This window comes from Mucilaginibacter sp. SG538B, from assembly GCF_013376065.1.
In the GTDB taxonomy this organism is placed as follows: Bacteria; Bacteroidota; Bacteroidia; order Sphingobacteriales; family Sphingobacteriaceae; genus Mucilaginibacter; species Mucilaginibacter rubeus.
The window spans coordinates 681,264-699,723 of sequence record NZ_JABMJI010000002.1 but is presented as its reverse complement, the minus strand read 5'-3'; the positions used below and the strand labels follow the sequence as shown (position 1 = coordinate 699,723).

Annotated in this window: 14 protein-coding genes; 6 read left to right on the top strand and 8 right to left on the bottom strand. The window is 44.8% G+C overall.

The features are described from left to right. The first annotated feature begins 39 nt into the window (after window positions 1-39). Together FHW88_RS12440 and FHW88_RS12435 are read left to right on the top strand one after the other, a co-directional pair. Window positions 40-756, top strand: a complete 717-nt coding sequence (locus tag FHW88_RS12440) for an SAM-dependent methyltransferase (protein ID WP_176625748.1) — start codon at window positions 40-42, stop codon at window positions 754-756. Continuing rightward, window positions 753-2,366, top strand: coding sequence for an FAD-dependent monooxygenase (locus FHW88_RS12435; RefSeq protein ID WP_176625746.1), 1,614 nt, complete (start codon window positions 753-755; stop codon window positions 2,364-2,366). The genes FHW88_RS12440 and FHW88_RS12435 overlap by 4 nt, the downstream gene beginning before the upstream one ends. Before the next feature lie 62 nt (window positions 2,367-2,428). Here the strand turns inward: FHW88_RS12435 and FHW88_RS12430 are convergent, their stop codons facing one another. The 7 genes from FHW88_RS12430 to aspS form a co-directional block, all read right to left on the bottom strand. After that, window positions 2,429-4,345, bottom strand: a complete 1,917-nt coding sequence (locus FHW88_RS12430) for a gliding motility-associated C-terminal domain-containing protein (protein ID WP_176625743.1) — start codon at window positions 4,343-4,345, stop codon at window positions 2,429-2,431. Between the two features lie 239 nt (window positions 4,346-4,584). Next, on the bottom strand, window positions 4,585-5,526 hold the full coding sequence (locus tag FHW88_RS12425) for an acyltransferase family protein (RefSeq protein WP_176625741.1): 942 nt from the start codon (window positions 5,524-5,526) through the stop codon (window positions 4,585-4,587). 59 nt (window positions 5,527-5,585) lie between these two features. After that, window positions 5,586-6,287, bottom strand: a complete 702-nt coding sequence (locus tag FHW88_RS12420) for a LytR/AlgR family response regulator transcription factor (RefSeq protein WP_090532092.1) — start codon at window positions 6,285-6,287, stop codon at window positions 5,586-5,588. A 373-nt stretch (window positions 6,288-6,660) separates the two neighbouring features. Next, window positions 6,661-7,260, bottom strand: a complete 600-nt coding sequence (locus FHW88_RS12415) for a tRNA-(ms[2]io[6]A)-hydroxylase (RefSeq protein ID WP_317171366.1) — start codon at window positions 7,258-7,260, stop codon at window positions 6,661-6,663. A gap of 207 nt (window positions 7,261-7,467) precedes the next feature. Then, entirely contained in the window at window positions 7,468-7,923 is a 456-nt protein-coding gene (locus tag FHW88_RS12410) for an FKBP-type peptidyl-prolyl cis-trans isomerase (RefSeq protein WP_176625739.1), read from the bottom strand. 79 nt (window positions 7,924-8,002) lie between these two features. Then, complete coding sequence (locus tag FHW88_RS12405; RefSeq protein ID WP_090532088.1) at window positions 8,003-8,467, bottom strand: FKBP-type peptidyl-prolyl cis-trans isomerase; 465 nt, start codon at window positions 8,465-8,467, stop codon at window positions 8,003-8,005. Window positions 8,468-8,530: 63 nt separating this feature from the next. Next, window positions 8,531-10,276 carry an aspartate--tRNA ligase gene (gene aspS / locus FHW88_RS12400; RefSeq protein WP_176625737.1) on the bottom strand — a complete coding sequence of 582 codons (1,746 nt, stop codon included), beginning with the start codon at window positions 10,274-10,276 and terminating at the stop codon, window positions 8,531-8,533. A 471-nt stretch (window positions 10,277-10,747) separates the two neighbouring features. On the opposite strand from aspS, the gene FHW88_RS12395 reads away from it, so the two are divergent. From FHW88_RS12395 to FHW88_RS12385, 3 genes are all read left to right on the top strand, one after another. Beyond that, on the top strand, window positions 10,748-13,201 hold the full coding sequence (locus FHW88_RS12395) for a TonB-dependent receptor (protein WP_317171365.1): 2,454 nt from the start codon (window positions 10,748-10,750) through the stop codon (window positions 13,199-13,201). 70 nt (window positions 13,202-13,271) lie between these two features. Further along, the gene (pnuC, locus tag FHW88_RS12390) at window positions 13,272-13,904 is read left to right on the top strand and encodes a nicotinamide riboside transporter PnuC (protein ID WP_176625735.1); all 633 of its coding nucleotides are present in this window, start codon (window positions 13,272-13,274) and stop codon (window positions 13,902-13,904) included. A 362-nt stretch (window positions 13,905-14,266) separates the two neighbouring features. Further along, window positions 14,267-15,319: an acyl-CoA dehydrogenase gene (locus tag FHW88_RS12385; RefSeq protein ID WP_255485323.1), complete on the top strand. Its 1,053-nt coding sequence runs from the start codon at window positions 14,267-14,269 to the stop codon at window positions 15,317-15,319. 325 nt (window positions 15,320-15,644) lie between these two features. Here FHW88_RS12385 and FHW88_RS12380 read toward each other — a convergent pair whose 3' ends face one another. After that, window positions 15,645-16,181 carry a YfiT family bacillithiol transferase gene (locus FHW88_RS12380; RefSeq protein WP_090532080.1) on the bottom strand — a complete coding sequence of 179 codons (537 nt, stop codon included), beginning with the start codon at window positions 16,179-16,181 and terminating at the stop codon, window positions 15,645-15,647. A gap of 90 nt (window positions 16,182-16,271) precedes the next feature. Between FHW88_RS12380 and FHW88_RS12375 the strand changes: the two genes are divergently transcribed. Then, window positions 16,272-18,101 (top strand): FAD-dependent oxidoreductase, encoded by a 1,830-nt coding sequence (locus FHW88_RS12375; RefSeq protein ID WP_176625731.1) that lies wholly within the window; start codon window positions 16,272-16,274, stop codon window positions 18,099-18,101. Window positions 18,102-18,460 lie beyond the last annotated feature (359 nt).

Here is an 18,460-nt window from a genome sequence, read left to right as displayed (position 1 = left end):
TGATAGCTTAAATTAAACAAAAAACACCAACTTTGCAATATGCCCTATGGAACCCTTTATTTAATTCCCGTACCGCTGGCCGATGACGCGGCCGCAAAATCATTTACGCCCTACCTTACTGATACCATAAACAGTATCAAAGAGTACATCGTGGAGAATGAAAAAACCGCCCGTCGCTTTTTAAAAGAGGCTGGCTTGAAAACCCCGCAAAGCGAGCTTTTGATCCATGATTATGGCAAGCATAATCGCGACATGGGTAAGGCCGATTTTTTTAAAGGCCTGCAAGCAGGTAATGATGTTGGGCTGATGAGCGAAGCCGGCTGTCCCGGTGTTGCCGATCCCGGTGCCGAGATTGTGGATAAAGCCCACCGCATGGGCATTAAGGTTGTACCCCTGGTTGGCCCAAGTTCTATTTTGCTGGCGCTGATGGCTTCAGGCTTCAGCGGACAAAGTTTTGCATTTCACGGCTATCTGCCTATTGATAAAGTGCTTCGTGCTAAAAAGATCAAAGAGCTGGAAAGCACAGCCATAAAGCTTGATCAAACCCAGCTATTTATCGAAACACCTTTCCGCAATAACCCCATGCTGGAGGAGATCCTGAAAACAGGCAATCCCAAAACCAAGCTTTGTATAGCCTGCGACCTAACCTCCCCAACCGAGTTTGTGCAAACTAAAACCATTGCCGAATGGCAAAAGAAAGTGCCTGATCTGCACAAGCGCCCAACCATCTTTTTACTCTATCACGGCAATAAATGACCATAAGCCAGCAGCATACCCCAGTTGTAATAGTGGGCGCCGGTCCGTCAGGTTTGATGATGGCCGCCCAGCTTTTACGCTATGGTGTGCAGCCGGTAATTGTTGATAGCAGGCAGGGGCCAACCACACGTTCAAAGGCGCTTGCCGTTCAGGCACGATCTATGGAGATTTACCGGCAGATGGGCATTGTCGATAAAGTGCTCAATGATGGTAAACGGGGAGGAGGTGTACAGTTTAACCAGGACGGTGAAGAGGTTGCCAGTCTTTCGCTTGCCAATGTTGGCGAAACGCAAACGGTTTTTCCATTTATCCAGATGTACCCGCAGAGCAAAAATGAGCGGTTATTATTGGATTTTATTACCCTCAACTGCTGCCCGGTATACTGGAACACATCGCTGCTGTCACTAAGCCAGGATACCGGTAAGGTAACATTGAAGCTGCAAAGCGGCGAGGATAAACAAACCATTACCTGCGACTGGCTGGTTGCGGCTGATGGCGCTCACAGCACTGTGCGCAAGCAACTGAGCATTCCTTTTAATGGCGATACCTACCAACACCAGTTTTATTTAGCAGATATTAAAATAGATGCCAACTTTGGCGATAAGGTTAACCTGTTCCTCTCAAAAAAAGGTTTCGCGGGCTTTTTCCCCATGCCCGATGAACGGAGTTATCGTGTGGTAGGCAACCTGCCCGATAAGTTTGATAAAAAAGACGAGCTTCAAATTGAAGAGGTGTTACCACATTTGCGGGATGTAACCCAACAACAAATCATTGTTGAACATACCAACTGGTTCACTACCTACCGCCTGCATCACCGAATGGCCGATAAATTCAGGGAGCAGCGCTGCTTTTTAATTGGCGATGCCGCGCATATCCACTCGCCGGTTGGCGGACAGGGGATGAATACCGGTTTGCAGGATGCCTATAACCTGGCCTGGAAACTGGCAGGTGTAATTAATAACCAGCTTAAGGTATCGGTGTTAGATACCTATGCGCGGGAAAGGATGCCTGTAGCAAAAGAATTGCTCAATACTACCGACCGGATCTTTAAAATGATCCTGTCGCGTAACTGGTTCATTAACTTACTAAAGAAATATTTGCTGCCTGTTGTTTTAAAATGGGTATGGAGGAAACCCAGCCTTCGCGAAGCCTTTTTTAAACGGGTATCGCAAACCGGTATCTCCTATCGCGACAGCACCATAAACCTTAACTTAAGCCATGCCGGCCAAATCAAAGCAGGCGACAGGCTGCCTTACCTCAAAGTGTTCGACGAAAAACGGGAGGTGGAAACTGACCTGCATGAATGGTGCAATAAACCGGGTTTTACGCTCATCTGTTTAGGCAAGCTCAAAGAGCTCGACCTGTTTACCATCGCCAAATGGATCACCCAAAACTATGGGGCCAGTCTCAACTTTTTTTACCTGCCGCCATCAGCAAGAAATCAACACATTTTCGATGCTTTCGCCATCAAAGAAAACCAAAAGAAAGCCCTCATCATCCGCCCGGATATGCATATCGGTTTTTTAAATGATGTGGTGGATGTTGATATGATGGATAATTATTTGCTGAATGTAGTGGGGGTGAAGCCGATCATAGTTCATGGTTCATAGATCATGGTTGCCTGCGAATTGTTCCTGCCTGCGTATTTTCGCCATGAACCATCAACCATGAACTAACGAACCACCATCACCCAGCCGCTCATTACATTGCCATTCTTTAAATCTATCACATAATAATATGTTCCTGACGGAATATCCTGGCCGTTAGATCTGCCATCCCAGGCTTCAGGATAGCCTGTGCTTTTAAACACCAGTCCGCCATAGCGGTTAAATACCTGCGTTGTCGAGGTTTGGTAAGTATTCAACGCCTCTATCGCCCAGGTATCATTAACCCCGTCACCATTGGGTGTAAAAGTATTGGGGATAACTACTTTTTTATAAACACGCACAAATACCTGGTCGGTTGCTTCGTCACCGCAGCCCGAGTTTGATGCCACGTGCAGGGTGTAGGTGATATCTTCCATTGGTGAAGCTGTAGGCGTAAGCTCAAGGCTGCTGCTCAGGTTATCGGTCGGTGTCCAGTAATAGCTTACGTTGGTTCCTTTGGTGCTGCCGTTAAGTGTTGTTGACTGGCCCTGGGTAATGTACCTGTTGGGCCCGGCATTGGCCACAGGCTTTTTTATAATATCTACTTGTACTGTGGCTGTCGAGGTACAAGTGCCGTTACTTACTGTTACAGTATAAAGTGTATTATCTGTTGGGCTGGCTACCGGGTTAGCGATACTGGCATCTGAAAGGCCCGTTGCCGGCAACCATGAATAGGTTGAGCCTCCGCTGGCATTTAATGTAACCGAACTCCCCTCGCAAATTGGCTCAACCGCATCAACAGCCGCAACGGGCTGGGCGTTTACTACCACTGTCACTGGCACCACAACCTCGCAGTTAGAGGATGATTTAACCGTAACATGATATGTTCCTGCAGCAGCAGCGGTCACATTGCTGATAGTTGGGCTTTGAATGGCCGATGTAAAACCATTTGGCCCTGTCCATTGATAGCTCACCCCGGTTGATGCACTTAGCGTTAACGTTGTGCCTGCGCAAACCGGTGTATTGGCCGTTGCTGTTGATTGAGGCGGTGCGCCAACCGTAAGTGTAAGCACATTTGATGCAGACCGGCAAAGGGCCGAATTAATATTACCCGCCTGCGCCGTTACTGCCCGGTAGTAATAAGTACCAGCCACTGATGGCGATGTTATCTGGTAATTTGAACTGGTGTTATTTGCTCCGGTAAGATCCGTCCAGGCCCCACCGCCGTTTTTGTATTGCCATAAAACGATATAGCCATTGGGGATGGTCGTATTGAGTGTATAGGTTTGCGGAACATCTGAACAGGCCGATGCTGTATTGGCTGAGTTTGAAGTGCTGAAGCTGGCCTCTATCACAGGGCCATAAGGTCTGAAAACAATATCATCAATGGCAAGGTCATTGGCAGGGGCACCGCCGGCGCTGTTATTGATCATTTTGATCACCACATCGCCGACACCAGCCGGTAGCGTAAAATTGAACGACTCCTGCACCCATTCATAATTGTTGCTTGTGCGGGCAATGGTGCCGGTATTAAAGCTTTGAATAATTGTTCCGTCAGTTTTTTCGATGGCGAAAGTGATGTTAGGCGGGCTGATATCATTGCTCCTTAACAAATTCACTACCCAGGCCGAAAACTGGTAGGTGGTATTGGAACATAAACCGGTAATGGCGCGCTTATAAAAATAATCGGTTTTGGATACGCTGGCATTTACCACCATCATATAGCCGCCTGTATTGCCTGTATGGTCTGTGGCCGACCACCAGACGTTGCCTGCACCCGCGGTAGTATTTTCAATTGTATACGAGCCGTCGCTTGGGAAATTGGCACTGCTATATGTATAACTGGTTGAGCCCGAATCGGCAGGCAAGGCACCGGAATGTGTTGAACTGCCTGAGCCAAAGGTAATGCTCACCACAGGATCGCCAAGGCTTTGCGCGTTTGTTTTACGAACTAATATAATGAGAAAAAAGCTGATTAGGGGGAGTAACTTTTTTGCTTCCAACGGAATACTGTTTTTAAAAAAGCGCCTGCATGTAACTACTAACACACAGACGCTACTATCGCAACTATTATGAAAAGGGGTATTAATAAACCATTTATGGGGTTATAATTGGTTTATGATATAAATATTGGGACAAAGCTGGTTTTCATCAATAATGTATCGATGAATAGCGCTTTTGTATTGGTGAATGTAAAAAGGATTTGCAAAAGAGTTTAAAACGCTTGTAAATAACCGGATAATCAATACCTGATCCGTTTGGATAACCGTAAACAGGGCAGTTCTACCAGGCGATAAAACAGGTAAGCAAAACTGATACTTACAGCGATGCCTGTTAAAAATTCAAACGCCCTGAATCCAAATGTTTTTGGCAGGTGCATACCCATAAAAGCTACAAGACTGCTCCCAACAACATCATGGGTAAGGTATAACGAAAAAGAGATTTTGGAAAAAAACGCAATAACCGGGTGGCGTTTTAACGGCAATATTAAAAGGGCAAGTGCCGTAAGGCCGGCAGCCATAGGAAGCCACCCTGCACCATATAAACCAATGGCAGTTACAGCTACGCCATATATCAAAACTTCAGTTAACCCTCTTTTACCTGTCAGGTACAGGTAATATAATATCCCAAGAGCAAAAAAAGGAAAAACGTTTAACAGTGTTGATCCGGGTACGGGTATAAATAAAGGCAATAAGCAAATCAGGGGCAGGGAGATGGCGCCCCATTTTTTTATAATAATTGGAAAGAAAACGCCGATGAACAGGTAATATTGAAACTCAATCCCCAGCGTCCAGTAAACGGGGTTTAGGTATGGGCGACCAGTAAAATTGTTGATATAAGCTAAGTGGGTTAATATGTTACTGATATCGGGCCGATAATTTGTGTTTAATAAATACCCGGCCAAAATGGTTAATAATATGGAGGCTATGTAAGGCGGCTCAATGCGTGTTATTCTTTTTAAAATGTACTTGGGGAATAAGGCCCAGCTATAATTTTCAGGAATAGCCCAGCAAATTATAAAGCCTGACAACAGGAAAAACATTTGAACGCCCAGCCAGCCGTAGTGCAGGCCGGGTAATGATTTGCCGCCAAGATGAAACAAAGCTACCGCCAATGAAGCTATTGCCCTGATATAATCAACCTGCTGGATATGTTGCCTGGTTTTATTCTCTGTTAAAGTCATTATATAAAAGCCAGTTGATTAATTTTATTGATAAGCCAATCAAGAGAATTGCGTTCATTTTACTTCTGTTTCGACCAGTTGCGTGCAAAATCATTATAGCTTTCGCTTACCGGCAGCTCAACATTTGTAAGCCGCACCTTACGATTTTGAATAGACCGGATCTTGTTGACAGGTACGATATAGCTGCGGTGAATGCGCTGAAATTTGGCGGAGGGCAATTTCTCCAATACCTTTTTCATGGGTATCAGCGTAAGGATGGTTTTATCATTAGTGATATGGATCTTGATATAATCCTCCATACTTTCAATATATTCAATAGTATCCAGATCTATTTTAACCATGCGGTATTCGGAGTATACATACAGGCTTTCGTCAGTTTCGTCGTCGGTGGGCTTGTTTTTGTACTTGTAGTAATCAAACGCCTTTTCAACAGCTTTGGTGAAGCGTTTAATATCTATCGGTTTTAAAATATAATCAATCGCTTCCAGTTCAAAACCCTCATACGCAAACTTTTTATAGGCGGTAGTAAATATTACCATGGGTTTAGTCTGCAAAGAGCGCACAAGGTCAATACCGGTAACATCGGGCATGTTGATATCAACAAAAAGAAGATCTATTGGGGTGTTTTTTAAAAATTCGGCGCCGGTTATAGCATCTTCAAAAGTATTAACCATTTGCAATGCCGGGAAGCGTGATACATATTCGCTTATAAGCCTTAAGGCCAGCGGTTCATCATCAATGGCTATACATTTAAGCACCATAATTTAAGTTTGTAAAGTAAGTTGAACAATATACTCATTATTCAGGCTGCTTATATTGAACAAATGCCTGCCAGGATATCAATGTCCAGGCGCTGTTTGGTGTTGTTTATGCCGATGCCGGTATGCTGGTAATCACTTTTCCGTAAACCAAAAACCCGGTTTTTGCAGTAAAATGAAATATTGCGCTCATTAATATTAATTCTAATATCAATAGCAGCAGGTTCGCGCTTGCTTACGCCATATTTGCACTGGCCCCGGGTATTTAAAAAAACAGCGGAAAGGCCATGAACAGTCTTAAGTTAAAAGTCTGTAGTTTAAGTAGTAAGTGAAGCGTACAGGTCAACACGTCAAAGCTTCGATTCAGACTCAAAACTTACCCATGAATAGTTTCACCTTTACCGTAGTTCTGAATTACCTGGGCTTCATACTCCAGAAATTGTTTCCAGCGGGCTTCAACATCAATTTCTTCAGCGTATTTTTTGGCCAGCCGAATAAACATAGAGTAGTGGGTTGCTTCGCTTACCATTAGTTCGTGGTAAAAAGTTGCCAGTTGTTCATCATTAATATTTTCGGACAGCACTTTGAAGCGTTCACAGCTCCTGGCTTCTATCATAGCCGAAAATAGCAGCCTGTCAATCAGCTGAGCTTCGCGGCCACCGCCTGTGATGATAAATTTTCTGAGCTCGTTCACATAGTTGTCCTTCCGCTCGCGGCCGAGAATATAACCGCGTTTCAATATAATATCATGTACGCGTTTAAAATGATCCATTTCTTCCTGCACCAGCAGGGCCATTTCCTGTACCAATTCGCTCAGGTTGGGATTTTGAACAATAAGCGTAATGGCATTGCTGGCTGCCTTTTGTTCACAAAAAGCATGGTCGGTCAAAATTTCTTCAATATTGCTCTCTACCACGTTTTTAACCCAAAGCGGATCGGTAGGCAACTGCAGTTTTAGGATGGTTTTCTCACTCACAGCACAAAGATAGTTTTTGGAGGTGAAAGGTTAAAGGCGAAAGGTAAAAGGTATTTTTACCGTGGAGATAAAAAAATGAAGACCATCTTTGTGGGATAGTCTTCGTTATTAGCGCTTGATCCGGTATGAGTACCGGTTGCCGTGTTTAGCACATCATGCCGGCAGTAAAAACCATAACAGTTAAGTTTTTCTATACCATCAATTAAATCAACTAAAACTAAGCAGATCAATTGTAAATACCAAAACCGAATTTGCAGGGATGCTTCCGGCCGCACTATTGCCGTAGCCTTCTCTTGAGGGAATCAACAAAATAATCCGACCGCCGGTTTTTACATACGGCAGGCCCGATTGCCAACCCTTGATAAGGCCCTGCAGGCTTTGGTTAATGGTGCCCGAGTCAAATGTAGTTCCATCCAATAGTTTGCCGGTATAAGTTACTTTAACAGTCGATTTAATGGTTGGATTTGCACCTGTTCCCTGGGTTACTATCTTGTAATAAACACCAGAGCCATCAGCAGTAGTATGAAAAGCAGTGTCAGTACCGATATAAGCTTTAATAGCGGCATCATCCGTGGCTGCCTGTTTTGAGGCATCGAATTTGTCTTTTGAGCACGAGGTGAGGATCACCAATGAGGCGAATACGAATAATAGAAATTTCTTCATTAGTTAATAGTTCTGTTTGGATTAATTTGACGCGCAAAAGCTACAGAACGCTACAATAATTGAACTTATTTTGGGAAGATTAGTTAAATTCTGTTAAATCGACGGTGAACACCAATACCGAATTTTCGGGGATGCGGCCTACGCCATTGGCACCATAGGCGAGGCCCGAGGGTACAATGAGCAATACGGTGCCGCCCGCTTTTACCAACGGGATGCCTATTTGCCAGCCTTTAATCAAACGGTCTAACGAGCTTGAAAAACCGCTTGCTTTATCAACCACCATATCATTTAACAGCGCTGCGGTATAATTTACAGTGACCAACGAATTTTCGTTAGGATTTCTCCCCTTGCCTTCGGATAAAACCTGGTAATAAATACCGGAGGGGTGTTTCTGCACTTTGATCTGCGGGTTGGCCTTCAGGTAAACGCGTATCAGCGAATCATCTGTTTGGGCTTGTTTAGCACGGTTTAATTTCGCTGAGTTATCACATGACATCATCAGTGTAATAATAACCGCGCTTAGCAATAGAACGTATTTTTTCATGAGGGTTGGCCAAATAAAAGCCCCCTTTGCAATAAAGGAGGCTCAGTGTATGTTTTGGGTTGGTTAAACCGTTGTTTTTATTTTTAGTTCGGTCATTTGTGCTTCGGCAATGGTTGATGGTGAATCGATCATCACATCGCGGCCCGAATTATTTTTAGGAAATGCGATCACATCGCGAATTGAATCCAAACCTGCAAATATCGATGCCAAACGATCGAAACCAAAAGCAATACCACCATGCGGAGGTGCTCCATATTCAAAAGCATCCATCAAAAAGCCAAACTGTTTTTGTGCTTCCTCCGGCGAGAAACCAAGGTGCTTGAACATCAATGATTGCAAGCCGCGGTCGTGGATCCGGATAGAGCCACCACCAATTTCGGTACCGTTGATCACCAAATCATAAGCATTGGCACGTACAGCTCCCGGTTCGGTATCCAGCATGGCAATGTCTTCGGGTTTTGGCGAGGTGAACGGATGGTGCATAGCATGATAACGGCCACTTTCTTCGTCCCACTCCAGCAACGGGAAGTCAACAACCCATAGCGGCGCAAAAGTATTTTTATCGCGAAGGCCTAAACGGTTACCCATTTCTAAACGCAGTTCGTTCAGTTGTTTACGCACCTTATCAGCGCCACCGGCCAGGATCAGCATCAAATCGCCTTTTTCGGCATTGAAAGCAGCAGCCCAGTTGGTCAGCTCATCTTCACTATAAAATTTATCAACCGATGACTTCAGGGTGCCATCCTCATTGTAACGGCAATAGATCATGCCGGTTACACCAATTTGCGGGCGTTTTAACCACTCGGTAAGCTCATCAACCTGTTTACGGGTATAACCTGCGCAGCCTTTGGCGTTGATGCCAACAACCAGTTCTGCATTGTCAAAAATGCTAAATCCTTTGCCTTTAACAATATCATTCAGATCAACAAACTCCATCCCAAAACGTAGGTCGGGTTTGTCAGATCCGTATAAACGCATAGCATCTGAATACAACATGCGCGGCAGTTCAACCAAATCAATACCCTTTACAGTTTTGAACAGGTGACGTGTAAGGCCTTCAAAAATATTCAGGATATCTTCCTGGCTCACAAACGAAAGCTCGCAGTCGATCTGGGTAAACTCTGGCTGGCGGTCGGCACGTAAGTCCTCATCCCTGAAACATTTTACGATCTGGAAATAACGGTCAAAGCCGCTTACCATCAATAATTGCTTAAAAGTTTGGGGCGATTGCGGGAGGGCGTAAAATTCACCTGCGTTCATGCGGCTTGGCACCACAAAGTCACGCGCGCCTTCTGGAGTCGATTTGATCAGTACCGGGGTTTCTACCTCGATAAAATCAAGCTTATCTAAATATTTACGCACTTCCTGCGCCATTTTGTGGCGAAGCACCAGGTTGTTGCGGATAGGGTTACGGCGCAGGTCGAGGTAGCGATATTTGGCACGCAGTTCCTCGCCGCCATCGGTTTCGTCCTCAATCAGGAACGGCGGCAGCTTGGCGGCATTAAGCACTTCAATATCAGTAACGGCAATTTCAATTTCGCCGGTTGGGATTTTGGTATTCTTGCTGGCCCGTTCAATTACATCACCGGTAACTTTGATCACAAACTCACGACCAAGCCCGCGGCTTTTTTCGCGCAGGGTAGCATCTGTATCTGTGTTAAATATCAATTGGGTTAAACCATAACGGTCGCGCACATCGATAAAAGTGGTACCGCCCAAATCGCGCGATTTTTGTACCCAACCGCATAAAGTAACGGTTTGGCCTAAATGGCTGATATTTAATTCGCCGCAGGTATGAGTTCTAAGCATAACAATGTTTTATAAAAGTCTGCAAAAGTAGGGTTTTAGTTGGAAGTCTGGAAGTCCGAAAGTCGGAAAGTCCGAAAGTAACAGTATTCTTTCTGCATAATCTATAGGCTTACTGGCTTTTGAGTGCAGATATTCAGCTTTCGGACTTCCTGACCATTGACTTTCGGACTTAAATCCTATCTTTGCCTCAATAATTCTCAAGGGGTGCCTTGCTTTGGTTGCAAAACAAACTGCAGATTGTTTTACCAAACTGAAAGACGGGCTGAGATCATACCCAGGGAGTAAGTCAATAAGTACTAAGTTTTAAGCCTTAAGTCAAAGCGACTTTGGACTAACGACTTCCGGCTCACGACTTCCTCCCACACCTGATCCGGATAATGCCGGCGGAGGGATAAAGGTAAATAAGTTAAGTGTACTGCCGCGTTACCCTGGCGCGCAGATGGTTTAACTCAATTTTTGTTTTACAACATTTTGAAAAATTTATTTGTGGCTGTTATGGCCCTGTTGTTGCCTGTTATGGCATCGGCCCAGATTTCCATTTCGGGGAAAGTGACCAATCAATCCGGCGAAGCATTGCCCGGCGCAACTATTACTATTTCAAACCCTCAGCAAAGCACCGTTACCGACGCTGCAGGTAAGTATAGTTTTAACGATCTGAAAAAAGGCAATTATGCCGTTAAAGCAAGCTATATCGGCTATCAACCTTTAACCAAAAGTGTTACGCTTGCTGCTAATCAATCAATTAACTTTTTATTGGGCGGCAGTACATTTACTGCCGATGAGGTTACTGTAACCGCTACCCGTGCAGGTAAAAACTCACCTACAGCATTCACTAACCTCAGCAAAAAAGATCTCGAAAAAAACAACTTTGGCCAGGACTTGCCTTACCTGCTTAACCAAACGCCATCGGTAGTGATCAACTCGGATGCAGGTACAGGTATAGGTTACACAGGGATCCGCATCCGCGGATCAGACGCATCACGCATTAACGTAACGGTTAACGGCATTCCTTTAAATGACGCGGAAAGCCAGGGCGCATACTTTGTCGATCTGCCCGACTTCGCATCATCTGTCAACACCCTGCAGATCCAGCGTGGTGTGGGTACCTCAACCAATGGAGCAGGTGCCTTTGGTGGTAGTATCAACGTACAAACGGCTACCCGCAGGGATACCGCCTATGCTCAGCTCGATAACTCGGCAGGTTCATACGGTTCATTAAAAAATACAGTAAGCGTAGGCACCGGTTTGCTTGGCGGCAAGTTTAGCATAGATGGTCGCTTATCGCGCATCCGTTCCGACGGGTATATCGCCCGTGCATCGTCCCGGTTAAAATCCTTTTTTGTAAGCGGAGCTTATTATGGTGATAACAGTACTTTAAGATTAAACGTGTTCTCGGGCCATGAACGTACCTACCAGGCCTGGAACGGCGTAGCCGATTATGTAATAGGCGATGATACCCGCCCGGATAACCGTACTTATAACGAACTGGGAGATATGGGTAACGGAGCCTTTTATAAAGACCAGGTTGACGATTACCTGCAAAACCATTACCAGTTGCTATACGATAAAAAGTTTTCGGATAAACTGTCGTTCAGCGGGGCCCTGCATTACACTCATGGCGAAGGTTATTACGAAGAGTACAGGAAAGGAGATGCTGTGAGTAATTATGGTTTATCACCTGTTATTTATGGTACCGATACCATTTCAACCACTAATCTTGTTCGCAGGCTGTGGCTTAATAATGATTTTTATGGTGTTACTTATGCCTTAAAATATCAGCCTACTACCAAACTGAACTTCAACCTTGGCGGCGCCTATAACGAATATAAAGGTGCGCATTATGGTAATATTATTTCTGCCGAAGAAAGCATAGGCGTTGGTCCTAACTATCAATACTATCGGGATGATGCCAAAAAGAAGGACTTTAATATTTTTGGCCGCGCCGAATGGCATGTAGACAAATTTTTGTTGTATGCAGATATGCAATACCGTCACATTAATTATTCATTTTACGGTATCGACAAAAACCTGAATAATGCCCAGCAAACAGCGCAGTTAAACTTCTTTAACCCTAAAGCAGGTGTTACTTACCAGTTTAATGAGCACAGTAATGTGTATGCCTCCTTTGCGGTGGGCAACCATGAGCCCAATCGCGATGATTATGTCGACTCGCCTCCGCAAAACCGGCCGAAACCAGAAAACCTGAAAGATTTTGAGGCCGGCTACCGCTTCAGCTCACCTGTTTTTAGCGGGGAGTTGAATGGTTTCTACATGCTATATAAAAATCAACTGGTATTAACCGGCTCATTGAATGATGTAGGCAGCCCGGTGCGTACCAACGTAAAGGACAGTTACCGAGCGGGTTTGGAGTTTAGTGGAAAAGTCAAAATCACTGATCAGTTAAACTGGAGCGCTACCGCAACCCTCAGCACTAACAAGATTAAAAATTATCACCAGTTTTTCTCTAATTATGACGATGGCTCGCTGGTTGAGGAAACTTTTGCCAAAACAGATATTGCCTATTCGCCGTCATTCACCGGTTCAAGCGTAATCAGTTACAGCCCTGTTAAAGGCGGGGAAATTGCTTTCATCAGCAAATATGTAGGTAAGCAATATTTAGATAATACCATGAACCGTAATCCCGAAGGTTTTGGCATTGCGCCTGATAATGCTGCTAATCCTTATGCCGCCAACCGTTTGCTGAACAGCTTTTTTGTGAACGATGTGAGGTTGAGGTACAGCTTCAGTGTGCACTCAGTTAAAAACATAACTATAGGCTTGCAGGTTAACAATATCTTCAGCGAGAAGTATGAAAACAATGGGGCTACCTACCCGGATATTGAGGGCGGACATGTAATTAACTACAACTATTACTTCCCGCAGGCACCGCGAAACTTTATGGCATCGTTGAGTTTAGGATTTTAAATGAGCACTAATTTTATATCGACACAAATTTTACGAATTGGATCGAATTTCACGAATTGAGGATTAGGATATGAATCATTGGCTCGACCTATTCATTGAACAAATAAAGGAAACCACCTGGCTGCAATGGCTTGCTGTTGCGCTGGGTGTTACCGAGGTGCTGCTGGCCCGCGTAAATAACATATTGTTGTACCCGGCAGGAATATTGGGTACGGCCATCTCGATATTTCTGCTGATGGAAGTTCATTTATATGCCGAATCGGTACTGAACGGCTACTACATTGTAATGAGCGTTTATGGCTGGATCTACTGGATAAAGAAGCGTAACGAGCCTCCGGTAAAAATTACCTACTCCACCAAAAATGAATGGATAATAAGTTTGGCGATCAGCATTGTGGGTTGGGTGGTATTTTATTACATGATCAAAAACCTACCTGCTAAGTATTTTACACCGTCAAATGTGCCCGGCTGGGATGCTTTGGTATCCTCTACCGCCTGGGCAGGTATGTGGTTACTGGCACGCCGTAAAATGGAGAATTGGATTTTTTTGAACATTTCCAACTTCTTCGCGGTGCCGCTTCTGTTTTACAAAAAGCTGCCTATGTTTGCCATGCTCACCATCTTCCTGTTTATTATAGCGATATGGGGCTATTTTGAATGGAAGAAACAAGTCGAGGCAGAGCGGTTGGTGGTTGGAGATTAGAGGTTAGGAAGAATGTTCAATGGCCAGGTTGTACCAGGTGTTCAATTTTAAAAAGTGTAAACACCCGGCGTTTTTTGAAAAATAAACATGGTTGATAGTCAATGCTTTACGAATTGGTTGAAATTCAATTTTAATCAAATTGAACGCCTTGGTTCTGGTAATCAGCGCTTTGTGTTTTTAAGGAGCCGAAACGTTGAACACCCGTTTTTTAAAAATTGAACACTGACAATATACTGTCAGTATCTTTTGTTATCCTGATGGTAAATTGAGTATTGTCTGTTACGCTTTAAGCCTTTTGCTTTCAGCTTTAAGCTAAAATAAAAATGCATCCATCACAAAATTTAAAACCCGAATGGGTAGATATGATACGGAAAGGAGCTCCTGCAGCTGAGCAGGCCGGCAGGCTGCAGCCCAGCCAGTTGGCGCTTATTTATGAGCAGGGCTGGTTTAAATTTTTGGTGCCGCAGGCTTATTCCGGTCTGCAATTGGCGTTGCCGCAAATGGTACGACTGGAAGAAAGTTTGGCCTGGGCCAATGGCAGCCTGGGTTGGGTGGTAACTTTATGCAGCGGCGCGGGCTGGTTTGGTGGATTTCTGGATCCGGCTTTAGCCGCAGAGATCATGGCCAATCCGCAATTATGCCTGGCAGGTAGCGGTGCATCAACAGGTACAGCTACCATCAGTGGTGATGGCTATATGATCAACGGAACGTGGAAATACGCCAGCGGTGCACATCATGCCACACATATCACTGCAAATTGCATCATTAAAAAAGGCGATGAAACTGTTTTGAATGATGATGGTGAGCCACTGATATTACCTTTTATTTTTGATAAAAAAGATGTACATGTTTTCCCGGCCTGGAAATATGTTGGCATGATGGCTACCGGAAGTGATGCCTATGAAGTAAAAGACCTGTACGTTGATAAAAATCGTTGTTTTAAGATCGACCCGCAGTATACGGTTGTAAACGAACCTTTATATCGCTATCCCTTTCTGCAATTAGCCGAAGCAACGCTGGCTGCTAACCTTTCGGGATTAGCTGTTCATTTTCTTGACCTGTGCGGACCGGCCTTTGATGAACGGATGAAAAACCCGCGTTTAACCGAGCCGCAAAAAGGATACATTCAACAACTTCTGGCCGATCAGATCATTTTACTCGATGAAGTCCGCGCCGAATTTTACCAGGCTGTTGATTACTCATGGAACAACTTTGACTCGGCCGATAATAACTGCTTACAGGAAGTAAGTTTAATGAGCCGGAAGCTGGCCAAAGTTTCGCGCGAAAGTGTGGATAAACTTTATACCTACTGTGGTTTATCTGCCGCCAACCCGGATACGGAAATTAACCAGGTATGGCGGGACCTTCATACCGCAGGTCAGCATTCGCTGTTAACCTTTGAATCGATTGATTAAAAGATATTCAGTTAGCTCGTTCGTAACCCCGTAAAAAATCGGAATGACGTTTGAAATTTATTTAAAGATGGTGCATGGGGCTGCGTTAGGGATGGGAGCGGATACCGGCCTGTGGCTAAGGCCTTGTGCAGTATGAGCGTACAGCCCGGGCCGCAGGCAACGCCCATATTTATAAATCAATTAAAAAACGCACCCGATAATCAATAACTTACATTTACGTCATAACGTCCCTTCAGAGCCTCTCGCAGAGAGACCCTGAGGGAACATAAACTTTATTCCGGTAAAACACACCTTTCGCCTTTTACCTTTATCCTTTCACCTCAAATCAAACCTTCGCAAACTTCTTCACCGTTTCGGTTACATGTGCCAAATGATGGTTGCTGTGCCATGCGTACAGGGCCAGTCCTTTTTTCAGCGATATCGTTTCGCCCGAGGCCGGGTGAACAAATGTGCGTGCCCATTCGTTTTCGGTGAAACTTTCAAACAGGGCTACAAAATGCTGATGGATGCCTTCCAGCATTTTTAATGATGGCTCAACCGGCAGGCGATAATCTGGTAGTAGCGCCCAGTCGGCCTCTTCATATGGCTTTATAGTTGGGTTATTTTCAGTAAGGGCAAGCTTAAAGCGGGTAATGGAATTCATGTGGCTATCGGCCAAATGGTGAATCACCTGGCGCAGTGTCCAGCCGCCGGTGCGGTATGGCGTATCCAGTTCCTGGTAATTAAGGCCGGCAATTGCATGACGCAGCTTCCCCGGCAGGGTAGCAATATCTTCAATCCAGCCGCGCATATCTTCGGTAGTGTATGAAGCCGGGGGCGCAAACTTCCCAATAGGGTATTTCATTTGTTCGTCTGTCATCATAAATGTTAAAAAAATTTAAATTAGGTATTATTTTATACTACCACAAGCTTTTGACCTATTTTAGCGTTCTGTAGATTGTTAATTTAACTAATGATAAAAAAGTTACTGGCGGTACTTTTAGTTTTTAACTGTACGCTATCCTTTGCGCAAACCATTAAAACCGATATATTAGTTGTAGGCGGAAGCGCAAGCGGAACAGCCGCCGCCATACAAGGTGCACGAAGCAAACTGAAAACCATGCTGGTTGAACAGGGCCCCTGGCTTGGCGGCAGCATGACAGCTGGCGGGATGAGCACAGTTGAAGGTAACCGCAATTTACCAACAGGCATCTGGGGCGAGTTCAGGCGCAGGGTGCGGGATTTTTATAGCAAAACCCCGGGTTATGATACTGCTTACAATGCTACGCTAAGATTTGAACCATATACCGGGGCCGCTATCCTCAAAAAAATAACCGATACGGTAAAAAACCTCACTGTAAAATTAAACACCCCATTTACAGGTATTAAAAAAGATGGCACCGGTTGGGATGTAACTATCACCCTCGACGGGAAAACCGCTACAGTAAAAGCTAAAGTAGTTATTGATGCTACCGAAACCGGCGATGTGGCTGCCAAAGCAGGCGAAACCTACGTTTATGGTTTTGAGAGTAAAAAGCAAACTAACGAAGCCCTTGCGCCTGATAATGAATCGGCACAGTTGCAGGACCTTAGCTGGATTGCTATTTTGAAAGATTTTGGTGCCGCGGCAGATAAGACCATTCCCAGGCCCGAAGGCTATGATGCCTCTGCTTATGCCTGTCTAAAAGGAAAGGATCTTAAGCAAATGCTCAATGATGGCAAGCTGCCCAACGATAAATACATGATCAAATGGGCCGAATGCGGAAACCAATTCCCTGTTACCCCTGATAATTTAAAGCCGGAAAACCGGGAAGCTTTTTATGCCAAAGCACGCTTGCATACTTTAGGTTTGATCTACTATCTGCAAACCGAACTGGACTATAAAAACCTCGGGTTGGACGAAGGCTTTACTACACCCGATCATTTGCCATATCTCCCATATTTGCGCGAAGCTGGTCGCGCGACAAAAGGATTGGTGAGGATGATGCTGGATGATGTGTACAAACCTTACGACCGCGAATCAAAGCTTTACCGTACAGCCATTGCCGTTGGCGATGCTTCCCCGGGCCAGCATTATACCGATGCCAATGCATCGAAAGTTAATTACCCGCCTTTTCCTGCCTATGGCGTACCGCTGGGGGCTATTGTGCTTAAAGACCTGGATAATTTACTGGTAACGGAAAAAGCCATGTCGGTAACGCACCTGGTAAATGCCAGCACCATGTATCCCTCAGTACAAATGGCTATTGGGCAGGGTGCCGGTGCAACCGCAGCCTATTGCGCTTTTTTTAAAACCACCACACAAAATTTAAATGTGCGGATAATCCAGGGTGAACTACTTGATTTTAAAGCCTGGATCATGCCTTTTGCGGATGTTAAACCAACCGATCCGTATTTCAGGGCGATACAACAAATAGGTGCTTCCGGACTATTAAAAGGCGTACAAAAGGCAGATGGCAATACCGCGCGTTTGTTATTTCAGCCTGATTCCTTAGTTGCCACAGCCGAAATCAAACCAACACTGGAAGAGATTTATACCCGGGGCTTTTTATGGTTTAATAAAGAGAAGCCCGGCCCGGTGTTCACGGTAGGAAACCTATTATCGTTTATCAGCGAAACCACGCTAACCGATCCGCATACTTTAGAAATTGCCATGCAAAAGGCCTGGAAAGATCAATATAAATTCAGTTCTGCTTTTGATATGAAACGGCCGGTAACCCGTCGTGAATTTGCTATACTGGCCAACAGGTTTTTTAATCCTTTTGCGCGGTCGGTGGATATTGCGGGGAGGATGGTGAATTGACGATCATTTAAAAATATCATTTTGACCTAAAAAGAGAAGTGCTGTTCGAAGTCTCTGACTTCGAATTAAGTATGCCTGTAGTCTGAAACGACAGAACCCAAAACATTTCCTGTAGTTACAAACTACAAATATAATGGTCCAAAGTCAAAGACTTCGGGCAGTAGGGGTGACATGATTAAAAACGGGTGTCATGCTGAGGCTCTCGAAGCATGGTGGGCTGGGCCTCTGCGCGCGACCCTTCGACAGGCTCAGGGTGACAGGCCCTCTTTTGTCATTTCGCTTTGAGAGCCCACCGGATTTAAACGCTACTCATGACAAAAAACAGGTAATGATAAACCTGTCTCGGCAATCGTTAACAT

What these genes read in the sequence shown, in the direction of transcription:
- FHW88_RS12440 (WP_176625748.1), top strand. Translation starts at nt 40, where the DNA reads ATGCCCTATGGAACCCTTTATTTAATTCCCGTACCGCTGGCCGATGAC.
- FHW88_RS12435 (WP_176625746.1), top strand. Translation starts at nt 753, where the DNA reads ATGACCATAAGCCAGCAGCATACCCCAGTTGTAATAGTGGGCGCCGGT.
- FHW88_RS12425 (WP_176625741.1), bottom strand. Translation starts at nt 5,526, where the DNA reads ATGACTTTAACAGAGAATAAAACCAGGCAACATATCCAGCAGGTTGAT.
- FHW88_RS12420 (WP_090532092.1), bottom strand. Translation starts at nt 6,287, where the DNA reads ATGGTGCTTAAATGTATAGCCATTGATGATGAACCGCTGGCCTTAAGG.
- FHW88_RS12410 (WP_176625739.1), bottom strand. Translation starts at nt 7,923, where the DNA reads ATGAAGAAATTTCTATTATTCGTATTCGCCTCATTGGTGATCCTCACC.
- FHW88_RS12405 (WP_090532088.1), bottom strand. Translation starts at nt 8,467, where the DNA reads ATGAAAAAATACGTTCTATTGCTAAGCGCGGTTATTATTACACTGATG.
- aspS (WP_176625737.1), bottom strand. Translation starts at nt 10,276, where the DNA reads ATGCTTAGAACTCATACCTGCGGCGAATTAAATATCAGCCATTTAGGC.
- pnuC (WP_176625735.1), top strand. Translation starts at nt 13,272, where the DNA reads ATGAATCATTGGCTCGACCTATTCATTGAACAAATAAAGGAAACCACC.
- FHW88_RS12385 (WP_255485323.1), top strand. Translation starts at nt 14,267, where the DNA reads ATGATACGGAAAGGAGCTCCTGCAGCTGAGCAGGCCGGCAGGCTGCAG.
- FHW88_RS12380 (WP_090532080.1), bottom strand. Translation starts at nt 16,181, where the DNA reads ATGATGACAGACGAACAAATGAAATACCCTATTGGGAAGTTTGCGCCC.
- FHW88_RS12375 (WP_176625731.1), top strand. Translation starts at nt 16,272, where the DNA reads ATGATAAAAAAGTTACTGGCGGTACTTTTAGTTTTTAACTGTACGCTA.